27 protein-coding genes, 1 tRNA gene and 1 pseudogene are annotated in these 25,139 nt (G+C 69.0%); 20 read left to right on the forward strand and 9 right to left on the reverse strand.

The features are described from left to right. Positions 1–36: 36 nt before the first annotated feature. A complete protein-coding gene (locus tag FNH24_RS15785; RefSeq protein ID WP_152363167.1) occupies positions 37–861 on the reverse strand; it encodes an NAD(P)H-binding protein in 825 nt (274 codons plus the stop codon). A 313-nt stretch (positions 862–1,174) separates the two neighbouring features. Between FNH24_RS15785 and FNH24_RS15790 the strand changes: the two genes are divergently transcribed. The 5 genes from FNH24_RS15790 to FNH24_RS15810 all read left to right on the forward strand — a co-directional run bounded on the left by FNH24_RS15790 (position 1,175) and on the right by FNH24_RS15810 (position 8,262). Further along, positions 1,175–1,612, forward strand: a complete 438-nt coding sequence (locus FNH24_RS15790) for a hypothetical protein (RefSeq protein ID WP_152363168.1) — start codon at positions 1,175–1,177, stop codon at positions 1,610–1,612. A gap of 101 nt (positions 1,613–1,713) precedes the next feature. After that, the gene (locus tag FNH24_RS15795; protein WP_152363169.1) at positions 1,714–4,194 is read left to right on the forward strand and encodes a hypothetical protein; all 2,481 of its coding nucleotides are present in this window, start codon (positions 1,714–1,716) and stop codon (positions 4,192–4,194) included. A gap of 8 nt (positions 4,195–4,202) precedes the next feature. Then, positions 4,203–6,170, forward strand: a complete 1,968-nt coding sequence (locus FNH24_RS15800) for an FG-GAP-like repeat-containing protein (RefSeq protein WP_152363170.1) — start codon at positions 4,203–4,205, stop codon at positions 6,168–6,170. A gap of 38 nt (positions 6,171–6,208) precedes the next feature. After that, complete coding sequence (locus FNH24_RS31475) at positions 6,209–7,003, forward strand: alpha/beta fold hydrolase (RefSeq protein WP_161606151.1); 795 nt, start codon at positions 6,209–6,211, stop codon at positions 7,001–7,003. Positions 7,004–7,125: 122 nt separating this feature from the next. After that, positions 7,126–8,262: an alpha/beta hydrolase family protein gene (locus FNH24_RS15810; protein ID WP_152363172.1), complete on the forward strand. Its 1,137-nt coding sequence runs from the start codon at positions 7,126–7,128 to the stop codon at positions 8,260–8,262. Positions 8,263–8,276: 14 nt separating this feature from the next. On the opposite strand, the gene FNH24_RS15815 is transcribed toward FNH24_RS15810, so the two are convergent. From FNH24_RS15815 to FNH24_RS15835, 5 genes are all read right to left on the reverse strand, one after another. Beyond that, the gene (locus FNH24_RS15815; protein ID WP_152363173.1) at positions 8,277–8,753 is read right to left on the reverse strand and encodes a methylglyoxal synthase; all 477 of its coding nucleotides are present in this window, start codon (positions 8,751–8,753) and stop codon (positions 8,277–8,279) included. A gap of 70 nt (positions 8,754–8,823) precedes the next feature. Then, positions 8,824–9,435, reverse strand: a complete 612-nt coding sequence (locus FNH24_RS15820; RefSeq protein ID WP_217428253.1) for a Maf family protein — start codon at positions 9,433–9,435, stop codon at positions 8,824–8,826. 92 nt (positions 9,436–9,527) lie between these two features. Next, positions 9,528–10,544, reverse strand: a complete 1,017-nt coding sequence (locus tag FNH24_RS15825) for a type IV toxin-antitoxin system AbiEi family antitoxin domain-containing protein (protein WP_152363175.1) — start codon at positions 10,542–10,544, stop codon at positions 9,528–9,530. Positions 10,545–10,604: 60 nt separating this feature from the next. Then, positions 10,605–10,835, reverse strand: a complete 231-nt coding sequence (locus FNH24_RS15830) for an acyl-CoA carboxylase epsilon subunit (protein ID WP_425486895.1) — start codon at positions 10,833–10,835, stop codon at positions 10,605–10,607. Beyond that, complete coding sequence (locus FNH24_RS15835; protein WP_152363176.1) at positions 10,832–12,427, reverse strand: acyl-CoA carboxylase subunit beta; 1,596 nt, start codon at positions 12,425–12,427, stop codon at positions 10,832–10,834. Before FNH24_RS15835 ends, FNH24_RS15830 begins: the two co-directional genes overlap by 4 nt. A 180-nt stretch (positions 12,428–12,607) precedes the next feature. Here FNH24_RS15835 and FNH24_RS15840 point away from each other — a divergent pair, with 180 nt between their 5' ends. From FNH24_RS15840 to FNH24_RS15875, 8 genes are all read left to right on the forward strand, one after another. Further along, positions 12,608–13,417 carry a biotin--[acetyl-CoA-carboxylase] ligase gene (locus FNH24_RS15840; protein ID WP_217428254.1) on the forward strand — a complete coding sequence of 270 codons (810 nt, stop codon included), beginning with the start codon at positions 12,608–12,610 and terminating at the stop codon, positions 13,415–13,417. Between the two features lie 55 nt (positions 13,418–13,472). Next, positions 13,473–13,997: a PH domain-containing protein gene (locus FNH24_RS15845; protein WP_152363178.1), complete on the forward strand. Its 525-nt coding sequence runs from the start codon at positions 13,473–13,475 to the stop codon at positions 13,995–13,997. Continuing rightward, positions 13,994–14,767, forward strand: coding sequence for an enoyl-CoA hydratase/isomerase family protein (locus FNH24_RS15850; protein WP_152363179.1), 774 nt, complete (start codon positions 13,994–13,996; stop codon positions 14,765–14,767). The genes FNH24_RS15845 and FNH24_RS15850 overlap by 4 nt, the downstream gene beginning before the upstream one ends. Next, the gene (locus FNH24_RS15855) at positions 14,764–15,213 is read left to right on the forward strand and encodes a GtrA family protein (protein ID WP_152363180.1); all 450 of its coding nucleotides are present in this window, start codon (positions 14,764–14,766) and stop codon (positions 15,211–15,213) included. The genes FNH24_RS15850 and FNH24_RS15855 overlap by 4 nt, the downstream gene beginning before the upstream one ends. Positions 15,214–15,300: 87 nt before the next feature. Continuing rightward, positions 15,301–16,467 carry a 5-(carboxyamino)imidazole ribonucleotide synthase gene (locus tag FNH24_RS15860; RefSeq protein ID WP_281351036.1) on the forward strand — a complete coding sequence of 389 codons (1,167 nt, stop codon included), beginning with the start codon at positions 15,301–15,303 and terminating at the stop codon, positions 16,465–16,467. Beyond that, on the forward strand, positions 16,460–16,981 hold the full coding sequence (purE, locus tag FNH24_RS15865) for a 5-(carboxyamino)imidazole ribonucleotide mutase (protein WP_152363181.1): 522 nt from the start codon (positions 16,460–16,462) through the stop codon (positions 16,979–16,981). Before FNH24_RS15860 ends, purE begins: the two co-directional genes overlap by 8 nt. Then, positions 16,978–17,754 (forward strand): SDR family oxidoreductase, encoded by a 777-nt coding sequence (locus FNH24_RS15870; protein ID WP_246186920.1) that lies wholly within the window; start codon positions 16,978–16,980, stop codon positions 17,752–17,754. The genes purE and FNH24_RS15870 overlap by 4 nt, the downstream gene beginning before the upstream one ends. A gap of 9 nt (positions 17,755–17,763) precedes the next feature. Beyond that, on the forward strand, positions 17,764–18,549 hold the full coding sequence (locus tag FNH24_RS15875) for an EI24 domain-containing protein (protein ID WP_152363182.1): 786 nt from the start codon (positions 17,764–17,766) through the stop codon (positions 18,547–18,549). A 62-nt stretch (positions 18,550–18,611) separates the two neighbouring features. Here FNH24_RS15875 and FNH24_RS15880 read toward each other — a convergent pair whose 3' ends face one another. Together FNH24_RS15880 and FNH24_RS15885 are read right to left on the reverse strand one after the other, a co-directional pair. Beyond that, positions 18,612–19,061, reverse strand: coding sequence for a YdeI/OmpD-associated family protein (locus FNH24_RS15880; protein WP_152363183.1), 450 nt, complete (start codon positions 19,059–19,061; stop codon positions 18,612–18,614). Positions 19,062–19,119: 58 nt separating this feature from the next. Then, positions 19,120–19,785, reverse strand: coding sequence for a TMEM175 family protein (locus FNH24_RS15885; protein WP_152363184.1), 666 nt, complete (start codon positions 19,783–19,785; stop codon positions 19,120–19,122). 314 nt (positions 19,786–20,099) lie between these two features. Here FNH24_RS15885 and FNH24_RS15890 point away from each other — a divergent pair, with 314 nt between their 5' ends. The 7 genes from FNH24_RS15890 to FNH24_RS15915 all read left to right on the forward strand — a co-directional run bounded on the left by FNH24_RS15890 (position 20,100) and on the right by FNH24_RS15915 (position 23,984). Next, the gene (locus FNH24_RS15890) at positions 20,100–21,338 is read left to right on the forward strand and encodes a glutamate-5-semialdehyde dehydrogenase (protein ID WP_152363185.1); all 1,239 of its coding nucleotides are present in this window, start codon (positions 20,100–20,102) and stop codon (positions 21,336–21,338) included. Positions 21,339–21,388: 50 nt separating this feature from the next. Continuing rightward, positions 21,389–21,535, forward strand: coding sequence for a hypothetical protein (locus FNH24_RS31725; protein ID WP_170304507.1), 147 nt, complete (start codon positions 21,389–21,391; stop codon positions 21,533–21,535). A gap of 8 nt (positions 21,536–21,543) precedes the next feature. After that, a complete protein-coding gene (gene nadD / locus FNH24_RS15895; RefSeq protein WP_246186921.1) occupies positions 21,544–22,218 on the forward strand; it encodes a nicotinate-nucleotide adenylyltransferase in 675 nt (224 codons plus the stop codon). Further along, positions 22,215–22,583, forward strand: a complete 369-nt coding sequence (gene rsfS / locus FNH24_RS15900; protein ID WP_152363186.1) for a ribosome silencing factor — start codon at positions 22,215–22,217, stop codon at positions 22,581–22,583. The genes nadD and rsfS overlap by 4 nt, the downstream gene beginning before the upstream one ends. A gap of 24 nt (positions 22,584–22,607) precedes the next feature. Next, the gene (locus tag FNH24_RS15905; protein WP_152363187.1) at positions 22,608–23,261 is read left to right on the forward strand and encodes a histidine phosphatase family protein; all 654 of its coding nucleotides are present in this window, start codon (positions 22,608–22,610) and stop codon (positions 23,259–23,261) included. Positions 23,262–23,343: 82 nt separating this feature from the next. Beyond that, a tRNA-Ala gene (locus FNH24_RS15910) sits at positions 23,344–23,416 on the forward strand. Between the two features lie 37 nt (positions 23,417–23,453). Then, on the forward strand, positions 23,454–23,984 hold the full coding sequence (locus FNH24_RS15915) for a hypothetical protein (RefSeq protein WP_152363188.1): 531 nt from the start codon (positions 23,454–23,456) through the stop codon (positions 23,982–23,984). 192 nt (positions 23,985–24,176) lie between these two features. Here the strand turns inward: FNH24_RS15915 and FNH24_RS32650 are convergent. Next, positions 24,177–25,091: pseudogene (locus FNH24_RS32650) on the reverse strand (recombinase family protein); the annotation flags it as partial. Positions 25,092–25,139: the final 48 nt, after the last annotated feature.

Below are 25,139 nucleotides of genomic sequence, written 5' to 3' on the forward strand. Positions count from 1 at the left end.
CTACCCTTCGACAGGCTCAGGGAACGAACGAGCGGGTCAGCGGGCGAAGGCCGCAGCGTTCTCCTCGACCCAGTGCCGGAACGTACGGGCCGGGCGGCCGGTGACCTCGGCCACGGTCGGCCGGACGGTGGTCTCGTCGAGGGTGCCGTCGACGAAGAAGGAGAAGAACGCGTCGACGTAGCGCTCCGGCATCGCGGCCAGCATCCGCGCCCGGGCCTCCTCGTCGGGCTCGGCCTGGAAGGTCAGCCGCCGATCCAGGACCTCGCCCAGCACGGCCAGTCGGTCGGCCGGGAGCAGGGCCTCGGGCCCGGTCAGCGGATAGGCCTGCCCCTCGTGACCGTCGCTGAGCAGCGCCTCGGCCGCCACGGCGGCGATGTCGGCCGGGTCGATCGTCGCGATCGCCACCTCGGCGAACGGTGCCCGTACGACATCGCCGTCGGTCAACTGCGGCAGCCACTCGAAGGTGTTGGTCATGAAGCTGACCGGCCGCAGGAAGGTCCAGGGCAGCCCGGATTCGCGGACCGAGGCCTCGGATCTGATCATGTATTCCGCGACCGCGTTGGAGGTGTCCCCGCCGGCCACCGAGCCGCCGGAGAGCAGCACGATCCGGCCGACGCCGGCCCGCGCGGCCTCGGCCGCGATGCCGTCGTCGTAGCCGGGCATCAGGAACAGTCCGTCCGCCCCGGCCAGCGCATCTCCCAGGCTCGTCGGGTCGTTGAGATCGCCAGTCACCGCGGAGACGCCCTGGGGCAGCGGCCTGGCCGGATCGCGGACGAGGGCCCGGACTCCGACGCCGCGGGCCGCGAGCTCGCGGACCAGGGCACCGCCGACATTCCCGGTCGCTCCGGTGACGAGGATCATCGGGGCACCACCGATCGGCGGGAGATCTCGACATCGATGGGGAGCAATTGGAGCTTCACCCGACCGAGATTGCCACAGCTCCCGATCCCCGCACCGACCGCTGGCGGAAACCCGTCACCCCGTCCCTGAGCAGGTCCTCCGTTCCCTGAGCCTGTCGAAGCATGTCCTGAGCCTGTCGAAGGGGGCAAGCCAGTCCCGATCGTTCCCTGAGCCTGTCGAAGGGCAAGCCAGTCCGGATCGTTCCCTGAGCCTGTCGAAGGGCAGGCACCATCTCCCGGAACGCGACCCGATGCCACCCGGCTACGGTAGGCGCGTGCAACTCCGTCCGACCGCTGCTGCCGTCGCCGTCGTCCTGGTGATCATGCTCAGCGGCTGCGGTAGTGTGCCGGACGGGCCGCGTACCACGCCGACGCTCTCCGGCGGCCCCGCGAGCCCGACGGCGAGCCCGTCGATCCCGCTGGACGGCGTCAGCCTGAAGGCATTGGGCTTCGAGCACGGGCCGGTCGACCGGCTGTCGTTGCCGCGCGGACTGTCCCTGACCACCTCGGCCGACCAGCCGAGCGCGGTCACCCTGGTGATCAGCCGGCCGGCCGCCGCGGAGTTGGCCGACTATCTGCGGCGGACCCTGCCGCCGGCCGGGTTCAAGATCGACTCCGATCTCGGCGAGACGTTCACCTTCACCGGCTTCGGCTGGACGGGCAGCTTCACCGGATCCGGGTCCTCCTCGGCTCTGGTACTGCGCCCACTTTGATCTTCAACCCTTGACAGCGCGTGATCGGCGCGGATTAAATTACCCAATATTAGCGAAATATTTCTGATATTTCGAAACATCCGCAATGGGGGCGGGAATCCATGTCTGATCATTCGATCTCTCGACGGGGCATTCTGCAGGCGGCCGGCGGCGGAGCCGCGCTCGGCGCCGTCGCCGTTTTCGGTCCGACCACGACGACGCCGGCAGCCGCGGAGCCGGGCCGGCCGGAGGTTTCCACCATGATCGAACCCGACGCCGAAGCAGCGCGCACCTGGTGGCCGCCGCAGCGGCAGGTCTGGACGCCGGTCGGCTGGAAGGGGCACCTGTTTCGCTTCGACACCTTCTACAACGGGGCGATCATCAGCCATCCGGCCGTCGCGCTGCCGCCGAGCAGCGCGCCGACGCTCAAGCCCTACCTGAAGCCGTACGTGGGCAAGGATTTCCAGGTCACGCCGGTGATGCCGCAGGGCTCTGGGTTTCCGGCTCTGAGTCAGACCCCCTACTACCTGTACAAGAGCGACTACGGGGTCGGGCTGCAGGGCTGGCGGACCGACACCGAGACCCCGGTGTTGTGGACCGAGCATCGCCGCCAGGCCGGCCTGGTGCTGCGCCAGGAGACGTTCGGCCACCTCAAGGGCGGTGGCGAGGTCGACACGGCCGACGAGCCGATCTATGCCTGGACCCGGTTCGTTGTCGATCATGTGGATGAACACGACGCCCCGGACGAGTTCACGTTCGTGCTGCGGTTGAGCAAGGTGCTCTACAAGCATTACGTCGGTCCACCGGAGCAGCAGGAGGCCTTTCTCACGATCCAGGTGTCACCGGACGCCGCCCCGCTGGACGGACCGTTGAAGATCGACCGGATCTGGAACCCGGACGGCAAACCGCTGACCGTGCCGATCTACGACCATGAAGATCAGGTACGGATGATCATCGGAACTCCGGCCGGCGGGACGATCAGCCTGGTCCCGGCCGAGGGCCATGATCACGTCTACGACCTCAAGCTCGGGCTGCCGGTCAAGAAGGGCACCGCGATCGACGTCCTGCTGCCCGCCGTCCCGCAGGCCAAGGACGAGGCGCTGCGGGAGTGGGGGATCGGCCGGGCGGCCGCGCTGGCCGAGTCCGACGCGTTCTGGGCCGACGAGCCGCAGACCTCGACCGAATTGATCACTCCGGAAGCCCACGTCAACGACTACTTCCGGCGCAGCGTCCAGCTGGCCGAGGTGATCGCGGAGAAGAGCCCGGACAGCGGCAAATACAGCTTCCTCACCGGCTCCTTCGGCTACGACCTGCTGTGGAGCACGCCGACGTCGATGATCGGCCACATGTTCCTCGACCTGCTCGGCCGGCACGAGGTGGTGGCGCGACACATCGATCTCTACCTCGACGTGCAGGGCAAGCGGAAACCGCCGGGGGCGGCCTACCAGACGCTGCCGAGCGACGGCTTCTTCGCCACCCCGCTCAGCCTGCAGTCCTTCGACTGGCTCGGTGATCATGGTGCGATCCTCGAGGTCGCCGCCCGGCACGCCCTGCTCAGCTGGGACGCCGCGTACACCAAGCGCTGGCTGCCGGCGATCATCAAGGCCTGCGAGTTCATCAAGAGCGCGGTCGAGTTCAAGGATCACGACGGCGTCCAGGGCCTGATGCCGGCGGCGGCGTCCAATGACACCGGGGTGGAGCAGCAGTCGATCTGGATCCAGGTCTGGAACTACAAGGGGCTGGCCAGCTCGGTCGAGCTGTTGCGCCGGGAGAAGCATCCGCGGGCCGAGGAGTTCGGCAAGGTCGCCGACGCCTTCCGGACCGCCTTCGTCACCGCGCTCCGGGCCATCGCGGCCGACGCTCCGCGGTGGACCGATCCGGACGGCAAGACCCATCCGATCATTCCCAGCAAGTTCCACGGGCCGACCAGTCCGTGGCCGTATCTCGAGGCGTTCGACACCGGGGCGCTGACCGCAGTCTGGGCCGGGCTGCTGCCCGCAACCGATGAACTGATGCGTTCCTACGTCGAGTTCTACCGGGTCGGGCCGAACACGAAGTTCTTCGATCCTTGGCACCACACCGCGCTGGATCGGGTCGTCCTTGATCACGAACAGAGCAGCGGTGAGCCCTGCTACAGCTGGAATCTCTTCCACACCTGGCAACTCGGCGACCGGGCCCGCTTCCTGGAGGGCCTGTACGGGCTGATGATGGGCGCCTGCTCGGACAACACGTTCATCTCCGGTGAACACCGCAACGCCATGTACGGCACCCTGTTCGTGCAGCCGCTGGTCACCTGGGCGGCGCGGACCGCGCTGGTCGACGACGGCCTGGATCCGGACGAGCTGCACCTGCTCCGGCTGTGCCCGCTGGCCTGGCTGGTGGACGGGTCGCCGACCAAGCTGCTCCGGGCGCCGACCCGCTACGGCACGGTCAGCCTGGAGCTCAGCCGCGACGACGGCAACCGCACCCTGAACGTCAAGTTCGGCAGCGATTGGAAGCGTAAGCCGCAGCGGATCGTGCTCCATCCGCCGCCGATCCCGGACCTGCTCACGGTCACCGTGAACGGCCGCCGGTACGGTGCTCGCAAGCCGATCGAGCTGTGAGGCCGGGCATGATCACCACACCCCGCGACCGCTCCCCGAACCTGTCGAAGCGCCGTCCTGAGCCTGTCGAAGGGGGCAATCCTCGTGATCGTTCCCTGAGCCTGTCGAAGGGCAATCCTCGTGATCGTTCCCTGAGCCTGTCGAAGCGCCGTCCTGAGCCTGTCGAAGGGGGCAAGCCCCATGATCGATCGAAGCTGCTCAGGTCGATCCTGGCGGTGGCGCTCGGCGTAGGCCTGATCGGGATCGGCGCCGCCGGCACGGCGGTCGCTGACGGTCCGCCCGATACGGCACGCACCGCCAAGTTGATCATGGCCCGTTCGGGTGAGGGGCGAGAAGCCGGCCGGCTGAGCCCCAATGCCGACCGGAAGACGACGAAGGCGGCGCCGGCTCAGCCGGGTGACGTGACCGGCGACGGACTGGCCGATGCGGTCGTCCGCGACCCCGGCGCGGACAGCGGGACCTTGCGCCTGTTCACCCACGACGGCTCGACCGCCGACAATCCTTGGCCCGAGTCGGAATCCCTCGGCGGCGACTGGGACTTCGCCGACCCGCTGCTGATCGGCGACGTCACCGGCGATGATCATCCCGACCTGATCACCCGGGACGCCGCCGGCGCCCTGGCGATCCACCCGTGGACCGCCGTCGCCGCCGGGGACAACCCGTGGCCGGACGCGATCGCGGCCGGCACCGGCTGGGGGCGATACGACACCCTGTTGCTCGGCGACCTGACCGGGGACGGTCGCCCGGATCTGATCGCCCGTGAGCCCGGCGCCGCCTCGGGCACACTGTGGATCATCCCGCACGACGGCGGCCCCGGGAATCCGTACGACTCGACGCCGTATTGGGCCGGCACCGGCTGGAATCTGGCCGACGCGATGCTGCTCGGCGACGCGACCGGCGACGGCTTCCCCGACGTCGTGGTCCGCGACGGGGGCGGGTCGCTCTGGATCTATCCGCACAACGGTGCGACCAGCCAGAATCCCTTCACCAGTAGGACTCCGGCCGGCACGGGCTGGACCGTCGGGCAGCCGCTGGTGCTGGCCGACGCCACCGGCGACAGCCGCCCCGACCTGATCGCCCGGAGTGGCGACACGATGATCATTCACCCGCACAGCGGCGCCACCTCGGGCCAGGTGTGGTCGGGGACGCCGATCCCGGCCGGCACCGGCTGGGACTTCGCCAACGCGGTGATCGCCGGCGACCTGACCGGCGACGGTCGGCCCGAGCTGCTGGCTCGCGTACACCACGGCGATCTCTGGATCTATCCGAATGACGGCGAGACTCCATGGGCGGACCGGTTCTCGGCCGGCGACCGCTGGACCTTCGAAGATCAACTGCTGCTCGCCGATGTTACCGGCGACGGTCGGGTGGACGTGGTCGCCCGCGATCCCAAGGCCGTGAACGGGACCCTCTGGATCTATCCCGGTGACGGCTCGGCCGACTCCGACCCGTGGACGGCGATCCGAGCGTTCGCCGGCACAGGATGGAATCTGGCGACCGGGATGGCCCTCGGTGATCTCACCGGTGACGGCCGGCCCGACCTGTTGATCAAGGACCGCGGCGGCGAACTCTGGGTCTATCCGCACAACGGCGGCACGGGCGCGGCGAATCCCTGGACCGTCCAGCGTCGCTGGGTCGGCTCCGGCTGGGGGACCGCCCGCGAGCTCCGGCTGGCCGACGTCGACGGCGACGGCCGGGCCGATCTGGTCGACCTGGAGAACGACGGCAGCCTGTGGGTCTATCCGACCGGCTCGTCCGGGTCGGGATCCCCGGCTCCGATCAAGATCACCGGCAACTTCGCCGACGTGGCCGAGCTGGCCGTCGGCGCCGTGGACGGCAGCGATCGGCCGAGTCTGGTCACGATCACCGGGTCCGGCGACGTGACCGTCTACGCGCATGCCACCGGCGCGGAGCTGTGGTCGTCCGGGCGGGCGGCTACGTCGGGCTGGGACTTCGCCTCCGCCCTGCTGCTCTGACCGTCGCCCCCGGCTTCGATCTCCGCCATACTTTCCTGGTGGACGCGGTCGAGCAGGGAGCTTTCGCCGGTGGACAGCCCTATCTGGCGGTGGGCGGCGGCCGGCCGCTCGTCTACCTGGTCGGACTCAGCGCCAACCACGAGCTGCCCACCGGTGGCCTGGAGCGGCGGATCACCCTGGCGACGATCCGGCCGTTCGCGCAAGCCGGTTACCGGGTCTACCTGACCAACCGGCCACCGGACCTGGAGCCCGGCACCAGCTGGGCCGATCTGGCCGACGATCTTGCCGTCTCGCTGACCGAGCGCTTCGGCGAGCCGGTCGACCTGATCGGTCACTCCAGCGGTGGCTCCCAGCTGCTCCAGTTGCTGGCCGATCATCCGGCCGTGGCCCGGAAGGCGGTGGTCGCCAGCGCCGCGTACCGGCTCGGACCGATCGCCAAGGAAGCCCAACTGCAACTGCTCGCCAACGTCGAACAACACGGCCGCTTCCAGGCCGACCTGCTGGTCGCCGGCTTCGTCCAGAACCCCACCGCGCAACGCCTGCTGAACCTCCCGATGGGCCTGGCCGCACCGCTGATCAAGATCAAGAGCCGCTCCGATCTCGCGATCGCCCTGCGGGCCGAGGACGCCTTCGACGTGTACGAGAAGCTGCCGGCGATCTCCACCGAAACGCTCGTCGTCTACGGCGGCAAGGACTACTTCTGGACCCAGGAGATGTTCGCCGAGACCGCCGCCCGAATGCCCAACGCCACCGCCCTCTGCTACCCAAAAGCCGGCCACGCCCTAACCACCAGCCCGTCCTTCTTCCGCGACACCCTGACCTTCCTCGCCTAAACCCCGGCCGACCCGTCACTTGTGCACGCGTTTCTGCGGCGTGTCGGTGCACAAGTGACGTCTCGATGACGGATGTGACCAGAGGTCGGTCCAACGCCGGACCCGACTGTTAGCGTCGCGACGTGGATGCCACGCCGTGGTCGCGCCGGAATGCGTACCGACGAACTCCGCCGATGTGGTGGTTGGTGACGGACCGGAACGGCGAGGTGGTTGAGCCGTTGCGCGGCCATCGGGTTCGGCAAGTGTTCGACGTGCCCGGGTGGGGCTGCCTGGTCGTGGTGTTTCGTGGCCTTCGCGTCGGCGTCCTCGCGGTGACCGACGCCGGCGACATCTTCCCGATCACCCCCGCGGACGACGAGGCGTCGTGGCGAGTCGATCATGGTGACCTGCCGGGCGAGCTGAGGCTGATCCGCACCGGTCTCGACGGATCGCTGACCACGGCCGGCTGGGAGCCGGGAACAACCCTGCGTTGGGATCCGCCGGCTGAGTCCGCGGGTGGAACGGACCGTCCGTCGCCGATCACGCTGATCTCCTGGGACACGCCGGGTGGCAGGTTGGAGGGTCTGCTCGCCACCCCCGACGGTCCGGGCCCGTTCCCGTTGGTCGTCTACCTTCATGGCAGTCCGTGGTTCGGTCTGGAGGTGGGTGCTCAGGGGGACTCGGCGTTCTGGACCTCCCGTGGCGCGGCGTTCCTGCAGGCCGGCTATGCCGGCAGCGGCATCCTGGGCGAGGAGCTGATGTGGGAACCGCTGCGCTCGGTGGGCATGCCCGAACGTGATCTTGACGCCGACGGCGTCCTCGAGGGCGTCGCGCAGCTCGTTCGGACGGGATTGGCCGATGCCGACCGGTTGTACGTCTACGGGTTCAGCGCCGGTGGCTATCTGGTGAACCGGATGATCACCCGTCCTCACCCGTTCGCCGCTGCCGCCTGCTGGGATGGCGCCGCCGATGTCCGCCGGTTCACCGGGGAGACCCACGAGATCCAGATCTTCTTCCGCGGTTGCACCCCGGAAGAATGCCCCGACCGGTGGGACGGAGCCTCACCGGCGAGCCGACCGGAAGCCGTCACGATCCCGCTCACCATCATCAGCGCGGGACGCTCCAACCTGCGCGAGGATTCAGCCGCCTGGCACGCCGCGCTGAGCCGAGCCGGCGCCGACAGCACGCTCTTCGTCTATCCCGATGAAGATCACCTGTTCGGGCCGGACGCCCACCGATCGGCGCTGGGCCGGTTGGCTGAGGCCTGGCGGCTTCCCTGACCACGGTACGACCATCAGCGGGACCGGGCGAGGTCTCCGGAACCCGCCAGTGAATGGTTCGGGCGCACCGCTCGGTAGCCGTTACGCAGCAGCGGTGAGGAGATGACCAGGTCGGCGCTGGCGACGTTGCAGGCGATCACGATGTTCCAGAGCGTCGCGATCCGCAGCAACGCCTTGACGTCGGTGTCGTGCGGCTGCGCCTCCAGCGGATCCCAGAAGAAGATCAACACGTCGAGGTCACCTTCGGCGATCTTGGCGCCGATCTGTTGATCACCGCCCACAGGCCCGCTGAGGAACCGGCGCACCGGCAGCCCGACCTCGAACTCGATCAACGTCCCGGTCGTGCCGGTGGCGAACAGATCATGCTCGCGCAGCGTCTCCCGGTTGTAGGTCGCCCACTGCAGCAGGTCCACCTTCTTATTGTCGTGCGCCACCAGCGCGATGCTCCGACGGGGCGAACCAGGACCGCTCTCGTGCCCGATGATCTCCATCGCACCATGCTGCGGCCGGCCCGTCTCGGATCCGTTGAGACGACGTGACCGACAGGTAACACCCGTCAGGTCACCAGAGCTCGGGCCAGCTAACGCCGAGTTCGCCCAACAGCTCCCGCAGCAGCGGCAGGCTGATCCCGACCACCGTGTGGAAGTCGCCGTCGATCCCGGACACGAACGGCCCGCCCAGCCCGTCGACGGTGAACGCCCCGGCCACCTGCAGCGGCTCGCCGGTGGCCACGTACGCCTCGATCTCGGCGTCGGACAGGTCGGCGAACCGGACCGTGGTGCTCGCGGTGCGGTTCCGCTCCCGTACCCCGGACTCGTCGATGATCATCACCTGATGTCCGGTGTGCAGCACGCCGTCCCGGCCCCGCATCCGCCGCCACCGCGCTACTGCCTCGGCGTGATCGGCCGGCTTCCCGTACGGCTTCCCGTCCAGCTCCAGCAGGGAATCGCCGCCGATGACGATCGTCGGCTCGGCCGCGGGGGAGATCCGCTCGACCACGGCGGACGCCTTCAACCGGGCCAACTCCGCGACCAACTCCGGCACCCGCTCGGCACTGATCACCGACTCGTCGACCCCGGAAACGATCACCTCGGGATCGATCCCCGCGCTCCGCAACGTCGCCAACCGCGCCGGCGACTGCGACGCCAACACCACCCGCCAAGGCTTACTCACGCCCGCCACCCTACCGACGCCCGATCCAGGCCTCTCGAGCACAAGCGCGGCAGTTGCAGCTATCCGCGGCAGTTGCAACTGCCGCGGATAGCTCAAACTGCCGCGTTTGTGCTGAGGGAGGCGCGACGGAACGCGCGGCGGATGCGGGTGGACAGGGGTTGGGGCTGGGCGAGGTCGGCGTAGATCCAGCGGACTACCTGCCAGCCGAGGTCGCGGAGGCGGTCTTCCCGGAGCTTCTCGGCGACGACCACGTCGGCGGCGGTTTGGCCGGGTTTGAGCAGCCGGCCGTACTTGACCAGGCCGTCGAACTCGCCAAGGGTGCGGTGTTCGCGCCACACGTAGTCGCACCGTGCCACCAACTCGCCTGCGTCGAACACCTCGTACTGAAGGTCGGGCTCCGGCACCCCGGCATCGGCCAGGACCGCTCGACTCTCTGATTCGCCGGCGCTTTCACTCCGCCCGTCGGCGAACCAGGCAACCCGTCGTGCCATCGCGATGCCACGGAAGCCCGCCAGTGTGTCGACCGTTTGCAGCAGTAGGTCCGGACTCATCCCGGCCGCGAGGGCCGCGTCGGCCACGGCGACGCCGCGCCGGAAGCCGAGGGTACGGGCGACATCGACGGTGGTTCTGGCCAAGGAGGTCACCGGCAGTCCATCGATCATGGTGCGATCCGCTGCGGAGAGCGGTGCAACGTGGACATGCACGGGACCACGGATGTTGCCGCCGGACGTCCCGCCGGGTCGGGTCAGGTGCACCCGATGGGGCCGTACGCGGTAGTACGGCAGGCCGTGCACCGCGGCAGCGGACAGGTGGCTGATCACGACATCGGTGTCCGCCTGACTGATCGTGGCCTCGATCAGCCGGAGATCCGACTCCCTCCCCGCGACCTCGTCGGTCGCATAGGCACCTCGACGCAACCGGAACAGTTCGCCCCGGCGAACCCGTCCGGCGATCGCCGAGCTCTCGTACCCCTCCCGCAGCAACTGCCGGGTCAGTTTCACATCCCCCATCCCGCCACCCCAGCACCCACCTGCGCCATCCGCCACCCGAACCCACCAAACCTGTGGATAACCGACGAGGCCACCCGCAGACGCGGCAGTTGCAGCCATTCGCGGCAGTTGCAACGGCCGCGTTTGCGCCGAACTGCCGCGTTCGTGAGGTGCGGCCGGTCAGGTGGGGCGGAGGGAGGTGCGCCAGGGGGTGGCGGAAGGGCGGGGCTGGGTGGGGAGGGTGCGCCAGTAGGCGGACCAGCCGGTGGGGCGGCGCTCGGTGGGAGCAGGGGTCGGGCGGGTGAGGGTGGCCAGGGCGGCGACTACGGCGGCGAGCTCCTCGTCGGTCGGGTTGCCCCTGATCACCATCGGCTCAGTCACCATCGGCTCGGTCACCATCGGCTCGGTCACAGGGGGATGTTCCCATGTTTCTTGGGCGGCAGGGCTTCCCGCTTGGTCCGCAGCAGCCGCAGCGATCGGGTGATCTCGGCCCGGGTCCGGTGCGGGCTGATCACGGCATCGACGTAGCCGCGCTCGGCGGCGAGGTAGGGAGTGGCCAGCTCCTCGTCATAGTCGATCACCAACCCGGCCCGCAACTCGTCCGGATCGTCGGCGGCGTCAAGTTCCTCGCGATACAGCTGGTTGACCGCCGCCTGCGCCCCCGTCACGGCGATCCGCGCGGTCGGCCAGGCCAGGTTGAGGTCGGCGCCGAGGTGCTTGGAGCCCATCGCCAGATAGGCGCCGCCGTACGCCTTCCGGGTGATCACGGTGATCAACGGCACGGTCGCCTCGGCGTAGGCGTAGATCAACTTCGCGCCGCGCCGGCTGAGCCCGTTGCGTTCCTGGTCGGTCTCGGGCAGGAAGCCGGGCACGTCGACGAAGGTGATCACCGGGAGGTTGAACGCGTCGCAGGTGCGGACGAGACGCGCCGCCTTCTCGCACGCGTCGAGGTCGAGGCAGCCGTCGAGGTGCAGCGGCTGGTTGGCCACCACCCCGACGCTGCGCCCCTCGATCCGGCCGAAGCCGACCACCACGTTGGGCGCGAACAGCTTGTGCACATCGAGGAACTCGCCGTCGTCCAGCACGCGATCGATCACCTCGCGCAGGTCGTACGGCAGGTTCGGCGCATCCGGGATCAGCCGATCGAGCTCGCGGTCCGCCTGGGTGACCTCCAAGCTGGCGGCCGGGTCGAAGACGGGCGGATCCTCGAGGTTGTTCTGCGGCAGGTACGACAGCACGGTGCGCACGAGGCCGAGCGCATCCTCCTCGTCGTCGGCCAGGAAGTGAGCGCTGCCGGTGCGGGTGCTGTGCGTCCGCGCCCCACCGAGGTCCGCCGCCGTGAGGTCGTCGCCGGTGACGGCTTCGATCACCTCCGGCCCGGTGACGAACATCGTTGCGGCCTGATCGACCATGATCACGAAGTCGGCCAGGGCCGACGCGAACGCCTGCTCACCGGCGGCCGCGCCCATGATCACCGCAACCTGCGGCACCACGCCGGAGGCCAGGGCGTGGCGGCGGAAGATCTCGCCGTAGCGGGCGAGCGAGACCACGCCTTCCTCCACCCGGGAGCCGGTGCTGTCGATCAGCCCGATCAGTGGACAGCCGGTGCGCAGAGAGTGGTCCATGATCTTGACGATCTTGTCGCCGTGCAGCTCGCCCAGGTTGCCGCCGAGGACGGTCACGTCCTGGCTGAACACGCAGACCGACCGGCCGTCGATCGTGCCGAAGCCGGTCACCACCCCGTCGCCGTACGGCCGCCGTCCCTCCAACCCGGACCCAGCGCTGCGGTGGCGGGCGAGCGCGTCCAGCTCGATGAAGCTGCCTTGGTCGAGCAGCAGGTCGATCCGTTCCCGCGCCGTCAGCCGTCCCCGCGCGTGCAGCTCGGCGACGGCCGCGGACCCGGACTGGATCGCCGCGTCGATCCGGCGCAGCAGGTCGTCGAGCCTTCCCCGGGTGGTGCGCAGGTCGGGGGCGCCCTGGTCAACCGGCTGATCCAGGTCCATAGCGGCACCCTAATGCGGTGCCCCGGACCAGGGTGCTGCCTGCCGCCGGTGGTGGACCGGATCCTGCCCCTGGATCGGGGAATTCTCCGCCGGGTAGTCGCGGGCGGATCTTCCCCGTTGCTGCCGGCCGGACTCGCGGTCGCGGCTGAGGCGACGAGTGTCGGCGTAGGCTGACCGATCGTGTCGTACGACGAGCCGCTGGATCCCGACGCCATCCGGGCCGAGGTGATCACCTCCGACTCGCTCTGGCGCCGGGTCGACGTGGTGGCCGAGACCGGCTCCACCAACGCCGATCTGGCCGCCCGCGCCCGGGCCGGCGAGCCGTCCGGAACGGTGCTGATCGCCGACCACCAGACGGCGGCGCGCGGCCGTCTCGGCCGGTCCTGGAGCGCGCCGGCGGGCACGTCGATCGGCCTGTCGATGCTGGTCCGGCCCGAGGCCGTGCCACCGGAGCGGTGGACCTGGTTGCCGCTGGTGGCCGGCATCGCGGTCAGCGAATCGCTGCAACGGGCGGCGAAGCTCCCCGCCGAACTGAAATGGCCGAACGACGTGCTGGTCCGGGACCGGAAGATCAGCGGCATTCTGGCCGAGCGGATCGAGCCGGCCGGCGCCGATTCCGGGGCGGGCTGTGTGATCGGGATCGGGATCAACGTCGGCCTGTCGGCCGAGGACCTGCCGGTGCCGACCGCGACCTCGATCCGGCTGCAGCCCGACGCCGCCCCGGTCGGCCGGGACCGGATGATCATCACCGTGCTCAACGCCTTCGCGCTGCTCTACCGGCAGTGGTCGGAGGCGACCGACGACACCGCCCTGGCCGCGGCCTATCTGGCCCGCTGCGGCACCATCGGCCGTCGGGTCCGGGTGCTGCTGGCGGGGAAGCCGGACGTGGTCGGCGACGCCGAGGCGATCGACACGGCCGGCCGGCTGGTGGTCGGGACGCCCGCCGGGCGGGTCACCTTCGGCGCCGGCGACATCGTCCACCTGCGCTGACGTACCCCTTCTCGGCAGGCGCGCCGATTGGCGTGGGTGTGTCACGATGGGCCGCATGGGATTACCGGCCAAACTGCTGGGCGCCGACGAGCACGTCGTGCTGCACATGCGGACCCATGGGAAGGCGCTGATTCTGCCGGCGCTCGCACTTGTCCTCTGCGGGGCACTGATCGGGGTCGGGCTTGCCCTGATCCCGATGGATCTGCGCCCGGTGGGGCAGTACTTCATCGTCGCGCTCGGCGTGATCCTGATCATCTGGTGGTCGGTCGCGCCGTTCCTGCGCTGGCTGACCCGGACCTACACGATCACCAACCGGCGGCTGATCACCCGCTGGGGGATCCTGAACAAGGTCGGCAAGGATCTGCCGCTGATCCGGATCAACGATGTGTCGTACGAGCGCAGCCTGCTCGACCGGATGCTCGGCTGCGGCACCCTCAACATCCAGACCGCCGCGGACGCCGGGCCGATCGTGCTCGACGATGTGCCGGATGTCGAGCGGGTGCATGTGGTGATGACCGAGCTGCTGTTCGGCACCGGCGGCCACGACACCGAGCCGCCGGACCGAAGCTCCGACACGTGACGGTCGAAACCCTGCGGCTCGGCGAGCACACCGCCGAATTGATCTTGAACCGGCCGGAGGCGCTGAACGCGATCTCGACCGCGTTCGCCGAGGCGATCACCGCTGCCTGTGCCACCCTGGCCGAGGACCGATCCGTCGACGTCGTGGTGATCACCAGCGGGTCGGCCAAGGCGTTCAGCGTCGGCGCCGATCTGAAGGAACGGGCCGGATTCAGCGATGATCAACTCGAGGCGCAGCGGCCGGTGATGCGCGCCGCCTTCGCCGCCGTACGTGAGTTGCCGATGCCGACCATCGCCGCCGTCGAAGGGTACGCACTCGGCGGCGGCTGCGAGCTCGCCCTGGCCGCGGACCTGATCGTGGCCGGCGCGGACGCGACCTTCGGGCTGCCCGAGACGTCGGTCGGCCTGGTGCCCGGCGGCGGTGGCACCCAGGCCCTGCCGCGGCGGGTCGGTCGGGCCCGTGCCGCGGAGTTGATCTTCACCGGCCGCCGGATCGACGCCGAGGAGGCGGGCCGGATCGGCCTGGCCGACCGCGTCGTCCCGGCCAGCAGCGCGCGGCAGCAGGCGATCGACCTGGCGGTGATCATCGGGGCCAATGCGCCGGCCGCGGTCCGGCAGGCCAAGCGGGCCCTGCGCGACGGCGCCGACCGGCCGCTGGCCGAGGCGCTGGAGATCGAGGACGAGGCGTGGCGGGCGGCGGCGTTTTCGCCCGACCGGCGCGAAGGAATCGCCGCCTTCGTGGAGAAGCGGCGACCGGAGTGGAGCAGATGACCGAGACGATCGAGGCTTCCGTGGATGAGCAACCCGAGCGGATGCCGCTGGGCCAGCAGCTGTTCCGGTTCGTGGCCACCGGGGGCCTGTCGGCGATCGTCGACTTCGGCTCCTGGACGCTGCTGACGATGCTCGGCCTGAACACCTCGATCGCCAAGGCGATCGGCTTCGTCCTGGGCACCACCACGGCCTATCTGATCAACCGCCGCTGGACCTTCAAGGCCACCCACTCGGCCCGTCGCTTCATCGCGGTCTTCGTGCTCTATCTGGTCACCTTCTTCCTCAACACCGGCCTGACCCTGCTGGTCTTCTGGCTGCTGCAGGAACACGGCCCGGCCAACCTGCCCCAGCTCGGCGCCCAGGTGATCGCGTTCGTGATCGGCCAGGGCGCCGCCACCACGGTCAACTTCATCGTCCAGCGGTTCCTGATCTTCCGCTTCCGCTGAGGTTCCGTTGCCTGATTCAGCACCCTGGCCTGCCCCTTCGACAGGCTCAGGGAACGAACAAGCCGGCGTCCCCAGTAGGCTGACGCCGTGCCGGATGCTGCTCCCACCACTCGCCCGTTCGTCGTCGGGATCATCGGCGGCGGCCAACTCGCCCGGATGATGTACGCGGCGTCGATCGGCCTCGGCGTCAAGGTCCGGCTGCTGGCCGAGGGACCGGACGTGTCGGCGGCCCAGGTGGTGGGTGACGTGACTGTGGGTGACTACACCGATCCCGAGACCGTACGCACCTTTGCCGCCGGCTGCGACGTGATCACCTTCGATCATGAGCACGTGCCGACCGGGCTGCTGCGCGATCTCGAGTCCGCGGGGATCCAGGTCCGCCCCGGACCGGCCGCGCTGATCCACGCGCAGGACAAGGCGATCATGCGGGAACGGCTGACCGCGACCGGGATCCCGTGCCCGGCCAACCGCGTGGTCGCCGACGCGGAGGCGCTGCGCGCGTTCGGCGACGAGCAGGGCTGGCCGGTGATCGCCAAGACCGCGACCGGCGGCTACGACGGCAAGGGCGTCTGGAAGATCGATTCGGCCGAGTCCGCCGAACTCCCGTTCAGCGGACTGCCGGACGGCATCCAGATCCTGGCCGAGGAGTTCGTACCGTTCTCCCGCGAGCTGAGTGCCCTGGTGGTGCGCTCGCCGTCCGGCCAGGCGGTCGCGTACCCGATCTCGGAATCCGTGCAGCGGGACGGGATCTGCGTCGAGACCGTCACTCCGGCACCCGGGCTGACCGAGGAGCAGGCGGTCGAGTGCCAGCGGCTGGCGCTGACCGTCGCCGCCGAGCTCGAGGTGGTCGGCCTGCTCGCGGTCGAGCTGATGCAGCGCGACGACGGCTCCGTGGTGGTCAACGAGCTGGCGATGAGGCCGCACAACACCGGCCACTGGACGATCGACGGCTCGCACACCTCGCAGTTCGAGAACCACCTGCGCGCCGTGCTCGACCTGCCCCTCGGCGATCCCACGACCCGGGCGCCCTGGACGGTGATGACCAACGTGCTCGGCGGCGCCGTCGATGATCTTCCTTCCGCGTTGCTGCACTGCTTCGCCCGCGATCGGCGGATCCGGGTCGAGCTGTACGGCAAGGAGGTCAAGGCCGGGCGCAAGGTCGGCCACGTGACCGCCTACGGTGATGATCTTGCCGACGTCCGACACCGGGCCCGGCACTCCGCCGGCTATCTGATGGGAGATCCGGATGCCTGACCAGCCCCGGGTAGGAATTCTGATGGGCTCGGACTCGGACTGGCCGGTGATGCGGGCCGCCGCCGAGGCCGTGGCCGAATTCGACGTGGCGTACGAGGCCGACGTCGTGTCGGCGCACCGGATGGCCGAGGCGATGGTGGACTACGGCCGGACAGCGCACACCCGAGGCATCGAGGTGATCATCTCCGGAGCCGGCGGCGCCGCCCACCTGCCGGGCATGCTGGCAGCGCTGACCCCGCTGCCGGTGATCGGCGTCCCGGTGCCGCTGAAATACCTGGACGGGATGGATTCGCTGCTGTCGATCGTGCAGATGCCGGCCGGGGTCCCGGTCGCCACGGTGGCGATCGGCAACGCCCGCAACGCCGGCCTGCTGGCGATCCGGATCCTGGCCGCCGGCGACCCGGCGCTGACCGAGAAGATGATCACCTTCCAAGATCAACTCCGGGCCGCGGCCGAGGCCAAGGGGGAGAAGGTCCGGTCTGACGTCGTCGCCCGTCCGGGCGCCGCTTCGTGACCAGCGCCCGGTCCCCTGAGCCTGTCGAAGGGCAAGCCCGAACCGGCCATGTGTTGATCACCGGCGGCAGCCGCGGCATCGGCGCCGCCACCGCCCGACGGTTGGCCCGGGACGGTCGCAACGTGGTGATCACGTACGCGCACCGGGCCGAGGACGCCGAGCAGGTGGTGGCCGACTGTCGGGCCGCCGGTGTGGACGCCTGGGCCTATCAGGCGGAGCTGTCCGAGCCGGGGGCCGTGGACGGGCTGTTCACCCGCTTCGACGAGGAGATCGGCCGGCTCGACGCCCTGGTGAACAATGCCGGCGTGGTGTCGCCGCAGGGCCCGGTGACCAGCTACGACAGCGATCGGGTCCGCCGGGTGATGGAGATCAACGTCGTCGCCGCGTTCGCGCTGGCGACCGAGGCGGCCCGCCGGTTGGCTGTTGATCATGGCGGGTCCGGCGGAGTGATCGTCAACGTGTCGTCCCGGGCGGCGATCCGCGGCGGTGCCTTCGAATACGTCGATTACGCCGCCAGCAAGGCGGCGCTGGACGCCCTCACCGTCGGGCTCGGCCTGGAGCTGGCCCAGCAGGGTGTGCGCGTCGTCGGCGTACGCCCCGGTGTGATCGACACCGAGATCCACGCGCCCGGGCGGCTGGAACGGGTGGCGCCGGAGGTCCCGCTGGGCCGCTCCGGCACCGCGGACGAGGTCGCCGCCGCGATTGCCTGGCTGATCAGCGACGAGGCCTCCTATGTGACCGGTTCGACGCTCGACGTCGGCGGCGGAAGGTAGACAGCGACCATGATCAGTGAGTTCTTCGCCGGCGTCGGGCTGCTCGGCCGCGGCGCCCGGGTGATCCTGCGCCGGCCCCGGCTGTTCCTGCTCGGCGCGCTACCGGCGGTGCTGACCACGATCCTGTTCCTGGCGTTGTTGATCACTCTGCTGGTCCGGATCGACGAGATCGTCGGCTGGCTGACGCCGTTCGCCGACGGTTGGGCGGCCGGTTGGGCGACGACGATCCGGATCCTGATCGGTGTCGCCATCGTCGCCGGATCGATCCTGCTGATGGTGATCAGTTTCAGCGTGCTGACGCTGGCGATCGGGGCGCCGCTCTACGACAAGATCTCCGAGGCGGTGGACGAGGCCGAGGGTGCACCGCCGCCGCAGCCCGAGCAGACCCTCGGGTCCGAGGTCGCCCGCGCCGTCCGGCAGGCCATCGGCGTGATCCTGCTGTCCCTCGGCTTCGCGCTGCTGATGATCCCGGTCGGCACCATCCCGGTGATCGGTCAGGTCGCCGGCGCCATCCTGTCGGCGATCTTCGGCGGCTGGATCCTTGCCCTGGAACTGATCGGCTCCGCCTGCGAACGCCGCGGCATCTTCACCCTGGGGGAGCGGCGAGCCCTGCTGCGGACCCAGCGGGCCAAGGTCCTCGGCCTCGGCATCCCCACCTTCCTCCTGCTCGCCGTCCCGGTCCTGGCGATCATCGTCTTCCCCATCGCCACCGCCGCCGGCACCCTCCTCGCCCGCGACCTCACTGCCGACTCCCGACCCACCCCGCCCGATCCGACAACAAACGCGGCAGTTTGAGCGATCCGCGGCAGTTGCAACGGCCGCGGATGAGTGGAACTGCCGCGTCTGTCTCAGACGGATCAGCGGGCGCGGCCCTCGCGGAGCATGGCGACCGAACTGGCGACCCGCTTGTCTCGGGTCTCGGGCTTCTTGGCGCCGGTGATCTGCAGGGTGTGCCAGCTCTGCTTGCTGTACGACAGCGACTCGAAGAACTCCTTGGCCGCCGGCTCCGCGGCCAGCGCCTCGGCGAAATCGTCGGGCACCTCGATCACCCGCTCGGCGGTGTCCAACTCCACCTCGACGTCAAGCACGTCACCGGCCGCGACCCCGGCCTCGCCGCGCCGGTCGGCGCTGACCCCGAGCATGTAGCGGCCGCCCATCTTGGCGATCGAGGTGCGGAATTCGTACCCCTTGATCTTGACCACGACCTTCGGGTGGCCGCCGCCGCCCAGACCCTCGACGATGCTGTCGGGCACCTCGAAGCCGGCGGTGTTCTTGCCGGAGGACTCGAGCTCGGCGCGGAACTTCATGATGATCTCCGTTCGTCAGGGCGGTTGCACCAGGAAAGACTGCCGATCCCGGCCGAACTCATCGGGCCTCCGGCGACTTTGTCCGGCCGGCCCGCTGGTCGCGGATCCGGAAGACCTGCCCGGCGATCATCGGCGTCAGCGCCCAGACGAAGAACGCCAACGAGCCGATCACCGCATAGACCGGGATGGAGATCAGGAACGCTGCGGCCATCGGCAGCACCCCGCGCAGTGACCCGTAGAGCCGCGCCGGGTCGAAGCCCACGCGCATCAGGTCACCCTTGATCAGATAGCGGACGATCAGCGCGAAGACCAGGAACTGCAGCCCCTGGGTGCCGGCATAGATGCTGAACCGCAGCAGGTTGCCGTCGCCCAGGCTGATGATCTTGGTCGTGAACGGGGTCAGCACGATCAGCAGCAGCCAGACCAGATTGAGCTGCACCAGTCGGCGGGAGACCGAACGCAGATAGCGGAAGACCCGGAAGTGGGTGGACCAGTGGATCGCGATCACCACGAAGCTGATCAGGAACGCCAGATACTCGTCGCTGTGCTCGGAGAAGAAGGTGAGCATCTCGCCGACCTGTTCACCTTTGTCGCCGGTCAGCTCTTCGGGGATCGGCAGCTCCAGCGCGAGCAGCGTCATCGCGATCGCCATCACCGCATCGCTGAAGAAGGTCAACCGCTCCGCGGCGGCCGACCCGCTCTCTTTCTCCATCTCCTCGGACACGGCCGCAGCTTAGCGACGCTATGAACGTTCGGCGGCATCCTCGGCCGGAACCTCCCCTGGTGCGTTTCTCTACCTGTGTCGACTTTCGCGGCCTGGCGGGGCCGGTGGGGGTGCGTTTCTCTACCTGTGTCGACTTTCGTGCCATGGTCGGGCCGGTTGGGCGTGCGTTTCTCCACCGGGGTCGACTTTCGCGCGCCGATCGCGGCCGTTGGCGGCTCGATTCGCTCGCCCGGGCTTCGGATCGCCCTTGGGCCGGGGTGCGCGGATCGTCGGTGGTGTCCGCCGGCAGCTCGGCACGGACTAGATTTGGCCCGGTGACGGTAGCGAAGCAGGCCGAGGGCGCCCGGGTCGCGGCCCGCGTGCTGGCCTCGGCGACGAGAGCGGTGAAGGACGCCGGCCTGCAGGCGATGGCCGATGCCCTGGTCAAGGCCGAGACGGCGGTGTTGGAGGCGAACGCGATCGACGTCGCCCGGGCCGAGGAATCCGGTACGAGCGCCGCGCTGATCGACCGGCTGCGGCTGACCTCGGACCGGATCGCCGGCATGGCCGACGGCCTGCGCGCGCTGGCCGACCTGCCCGACCCGGTCGGCGACGTGGTCCGCGGCTGGACCAACCCGAACGGCGTGCAGGTGCGGCAGGTGCGGGTGCCGTTCGGCGTGGTCGGCATCATCTACGAGGCGCGGCCCAACGTGACCGCCGACGCGGCCGGGATCTGCCTCAAGTCGGGCAACGCGGTGCTGCTCCGCGGCTCGTCCAGTGCTGCCGACTCCAACGCGGCGATCGTCATCGCCCTGCGCGACGGCCTGGAAGCGGCCGACCTGCCCGCCGACGCCGTCCAGCTGATCCCCGGCCCGCGCGAGGTGACCGGCGAGCTGATGGCCGCCCGCGGCCTGGTCGACGTGCTGATCCCGCGCGGCGGCGCGGGCCTGATCGAGACCGTGGTGACCCAGAGCCAGGTGCCGGTGATCGAGACCGGTGTCGGCAACTGCCACCTCTATGTCGACGCCGCCGCCGACCATGATCAGGCGCTGCAGATCCTGATCAACGCCAAGGTCCAGCGGCCCAGCGTCTGCAACTCCATCGAGACGCTGCTGGTGCACGCCGACACCGCGGAATCCTTTGTGCCCAAGGCGTTGCGGGCACTGGCCGAGGCCGGCGTGACCGTCCACGGGGATGATCGGATCGCGCGCTTCGGGGACGTACGGCCGGTGACCGAGGCCGACTTCGCCGAGGAATTCCTGTCGCTGGATCTCGCCGCCGCCGTGGTCGACTCGCTCGACGACGCGCTGGCCCACATCCGCCGCTACTCGTCGGGCCACAGTGAAACCATCGTCACCGACTCGCAGTCGGCCGCGAACCGCTTCGTGGCCGAGGTCGACGCGGCGGCCGTGCTGGTCAACGCGTCCAGCCGGTTTGTCGACGGGGGAGAGTTCGGCTTCGGCGCCGAGATCGGCATCTCCACCCAGAAGCTGCACGCCCGCGGCCCGATGGGCCTGCCCGAGATGACCTCGACCAAGTATGTGGTCACCGGCGAGGGTCAGATCCGCGGCTGAGCCTGGTCACCGCGCGCGAAGGATACGGCCGCACCGGTAGAGTTCGCCCCATGCTGTTTGGGTTGACGGTCCTGGAGACCGAGGTGCACAACACACTGCCGATCCCCGCCTGGGGCTTCGGCGTGATCGCGTTCGCCATTCTGATCGTCCTGCTGCTGATCACGCTCTCGATCGGCAAGGGCCGGAAGCACAGCTGAACCCAACCGTGGCGGAAAACCATCGTTCGGCCACCGGGCTCGCGCGCGACCCCGGCCAGCCGAACGGGCGCCGCTACCGGCTGGGGGTGATGGGCGGCACGTTCGACCCGATCCACCACGGCCACCTGGTGGCGGCCAGTGAGGTGGCCAGCCGGTTCGGCCTGGACGAGGTCGTGTTCGTGCCGACCGGGCAGCCGTGGCAGAAGGCCGACCGGGACGTGTCCGGCGTCGAGGATCGCTATCTGATGACGGTGATCGCGACCGCGTCGAATCCGCGGTTCACTGTCAGCCGGGTGGACGTGGACCGGCCCGGGATGACGTACACGGTGGACACGCTGAAGGACCTGCGCTCCGAACGCGGCGACGATGTTGATCTCTACTTCATCACCGGCGCCGACGCGATGGCGCAGATCCTGACCTGGCGTGGGGTGGACGAGCTGTTCGAGTTGGCCCACTTCGTAGCCTGTACGAGGCCGGGGGTCGAGCTGGACGTCACCATGGACGGCCTGCCGAAGGATCGGATCACCATGGTCACGATCCCGGCGCTGGCGATCTCGTCCACCGCCTGCCGGGCGCGGGTCGGTGACGGCGAGCCGATCTGGTATCTGGTGCCGGACGGCATCGTGCAATACATCCAGAAACGCGGCCTCTACCGAGAGCCCGCGCAGGAGAGGCGATCATGACTGCAACCGACCGGGCCATCGAGCTGACCCGCACCGCGGCCCAGGCCGCGGTCGACAAGCTTGGCACCGACCTGATCGCCTACGACGTGTCCGAACAGTTGGCGATCACCGACGCGTTCCTGGTCGTCACGGCCAGCAACGAGCGGCAGGTCGGCGCCGTCGTCGACGGCATCGAGGAGGCCCTGCGCGGCCTCGACGCCAAGCCGGTGCGGCGCGAAGGTGATCGGCAGCAGCGCTGGGTGCTGCTGGACTATCTCGATCTTGTCGTGCACGTGCAGCACTCCGAGGAACGCCAGTTCTATGCCCTGGAACGGCTCTGGCGGGATTGCCCGGAGATTAACCTGGAGATCGACGACCGACGCTGAACCAGCGTCCGAGGGGGAATATCGATGACGGCGAGCCGGATGATCATCTGGCGGCATGGCCGTACCGAATGGAACGCGACCGGCGTGATGCAAGGCCAGGTGGACATCCCGCTGGATGACCTCGGCCTGCTGCAGGCACCGGCCGCGGCCAAACTGCTGGCCGGCTACCGACCTTCAGCCTTGTACGCCAGCGATCTGGCCCGGACCCGGCAGACCGCCGAGGCCCTGGTCGAGGTGACCGGGTTGGAGATCACCTTCGATGCTCGGCTGCGCGAGATCCACGTCGGCAGCTGGGGCGGCCTGTCCCATGATCAAGTCGCCGAGTTCGATCCCGAGGCCGTGGCCAAGATCAAGGCCGGCGAAGACGTACGGCGCTCCGAGACGGGGGAGGACCACCGCGAGGTCGCCGAGCGCGTCGTCGAGGCCTACACCGAGATTTCTGAGTCGGAGCCGGACGGTGCCGTCGTCGTCCTGGCCATGCACGGCCTGGCCGCCCGCCTGGGCATCGCATCGTTCCTAGGGGTGCCCGAACAGCACTGGAACATCTTCACCGGCATGGACAACTGCGCCTGGGCCATCCTCGACCGGAAGGCCCTCGGCTGGCGCCTGACCGGCTACAACCTGACCGGCCTGACCGACATCCCGGACCCCGTCGCCCCGCTCGATCCCAAGTCATGATCTGATTTCGCCTCCGCGGGGTCGGCACGCTAGTATTTCCGAGTTCTCACGGCCAGCGGGTCGGCCGCGGGAGCACCCGCAAGGGGCTATGGCGCAGTTGGTAGCGCGTCTCCATGGCATGGAGAAGGTCAGGGGTTCGAATCCCCTTAGCTCCACGTAAGTGTCGAAGTTCGAACCCTGCCCCGGATCAATGTGGGGCAGGGTTCGATCGTCTTCCGGGTCCGCACTGGTGGCCTTGAGGATGGTCGCGGCCGCTCCCGCCGGGATGATGGTGGCTCGGGTGTCGTCGTCGATGATGATCTTGGTGAAGAGCGCGCGGTTGAGCGTGCGCCTTTCGGCGGGTTTGCTTCTGAGGTAGAGACCTGCCAGGTCGTGCAGGAGGTCGAGGATGTCGTCGAGTCCGGTGCGGGCGCGGTCGTAGGTGCTGTCCAGGTTATCCAGTCTGGTGTTGAGGTTGGTCAGGCTGCCGCGGATACGATCTTGCTCGGTCTTGAGCAGGTCGATGGGAATCGCGTCGGCGTAGTGGGCCTGGAGGAGCTTGACCTGTTCGGCTTCGAGTTTGTTCTTCTGCGTGGACAGGGTGGCGCGCTCGTCGTTCGACGAAACTTCCAGATGGCGGAACACGGCGTACAGGACCTCGCGGACCTGGCCGACCTGGGCGCTGGTGAGGCTGATGGCGGTGTAGGCGTGCTCGATGCATTCTTCGACGCGGTCGACCAGTAGGGCGGCTCGTTGGCAGGCGTTGCGTTTGAGGCGTCGGCCGGCGCAGGTGAAGTATTCGTAGCTGGTGCCGTGTCGGTTGCGGGGGCGTTCGTACATGAGTTTTGCGCCGCAGGAGCAGAAGAGCGTGCCTTTGAGATAGTGGTCGTACTTCTGCGGCCGGTCTCCGGTGGCCTTGTTGGCAGCGAGCACGGTTTGGACTCGGTCGAAGGTTTCGGGGTCGGTGAGCGGCTCGTGGGTGCCCGGGTAGGTGACGCCGCGAAAGGTGACGATGCCCTGGTAGTAGGGGTTGGTGAGGATCTTGTGCAGCAGCTTCGGGGTCATCGGCTTGGCCGGTTGGGACGGTGTCGGCCTGGTGGTGAGCCCGCGGGTGGTCAGCTCCCGGGCGAGCTTCGATAAGGACCAGTCGCCATCGGCGTAGGCGGCGAACGCGTAGCGGATCAGGTCGGCCCGCTCGGGATCGAGCTGGATGGTGCGGACTTCGTGTCCGCTGGCATCGGTTGTTCGGATGTTGAGGTAGCCGGCGGGCGCCTTGGTGGGGGTGCCGCCGATGGTGGCCTTTTGGACCATGCCCTTGGTGACTTCTTGGCCGAGGTTGAGGGAGTAGAACTCGGCGATGGAGGCCATGATTCCGTGCATGAGCATGCCGGATGGTGTTTCGTCGATGTTCTCGGTGACAGAGACGAGGGTGACTCCGGCGTCGCGGAGGGTGGCGTGGATCATCGCGTCGTCGAGCCGGTTCCGGGCAAGTCGGTCGACCTTGTTGATGATGCAGTAGCGGACCGGGTTGTTGGCGATGTAGTCGAGCATTCGCTGCAGTGCCCGGCGTTGTGCGGTTTTCGCCGACTCACCGGGTTCGATGAACTCTTCAACGATCACCGCTCCGAGTTGGCGGGCCTTGCGTGCGGCAGCATCCCGCTGTGCGGGTATTGAGAGCCCTTCGTCGAGCCCGTTGCGGGTGGCCTGGTCTTTCGTTGAGACCCGGAGGTAGGAGATCGCCGGCAGTAGTCCGTCCCGATCGGCTGTGGTGGGCGGCTGGCTCAGCTTGACGCCGGCGAGTGCCCGGAGGGCGTTGATGTCGATCCCGGCCGGGAGTTCGGTGATGCTCATGATCGTGACCGCCTTGTGTAATGCGCCCAACTCGGAGTCGGACGGTCG

The organism is Microlunatus speluncae (genome assembly GCF_009299835.1).
Classification (GTDB): domain Bacteria; phylum Actinomycetota; class Actinomycetes; order Propionibacteriales; family Propionibacteriaceae; genus Microlunatus; species Microlunatus speluncae.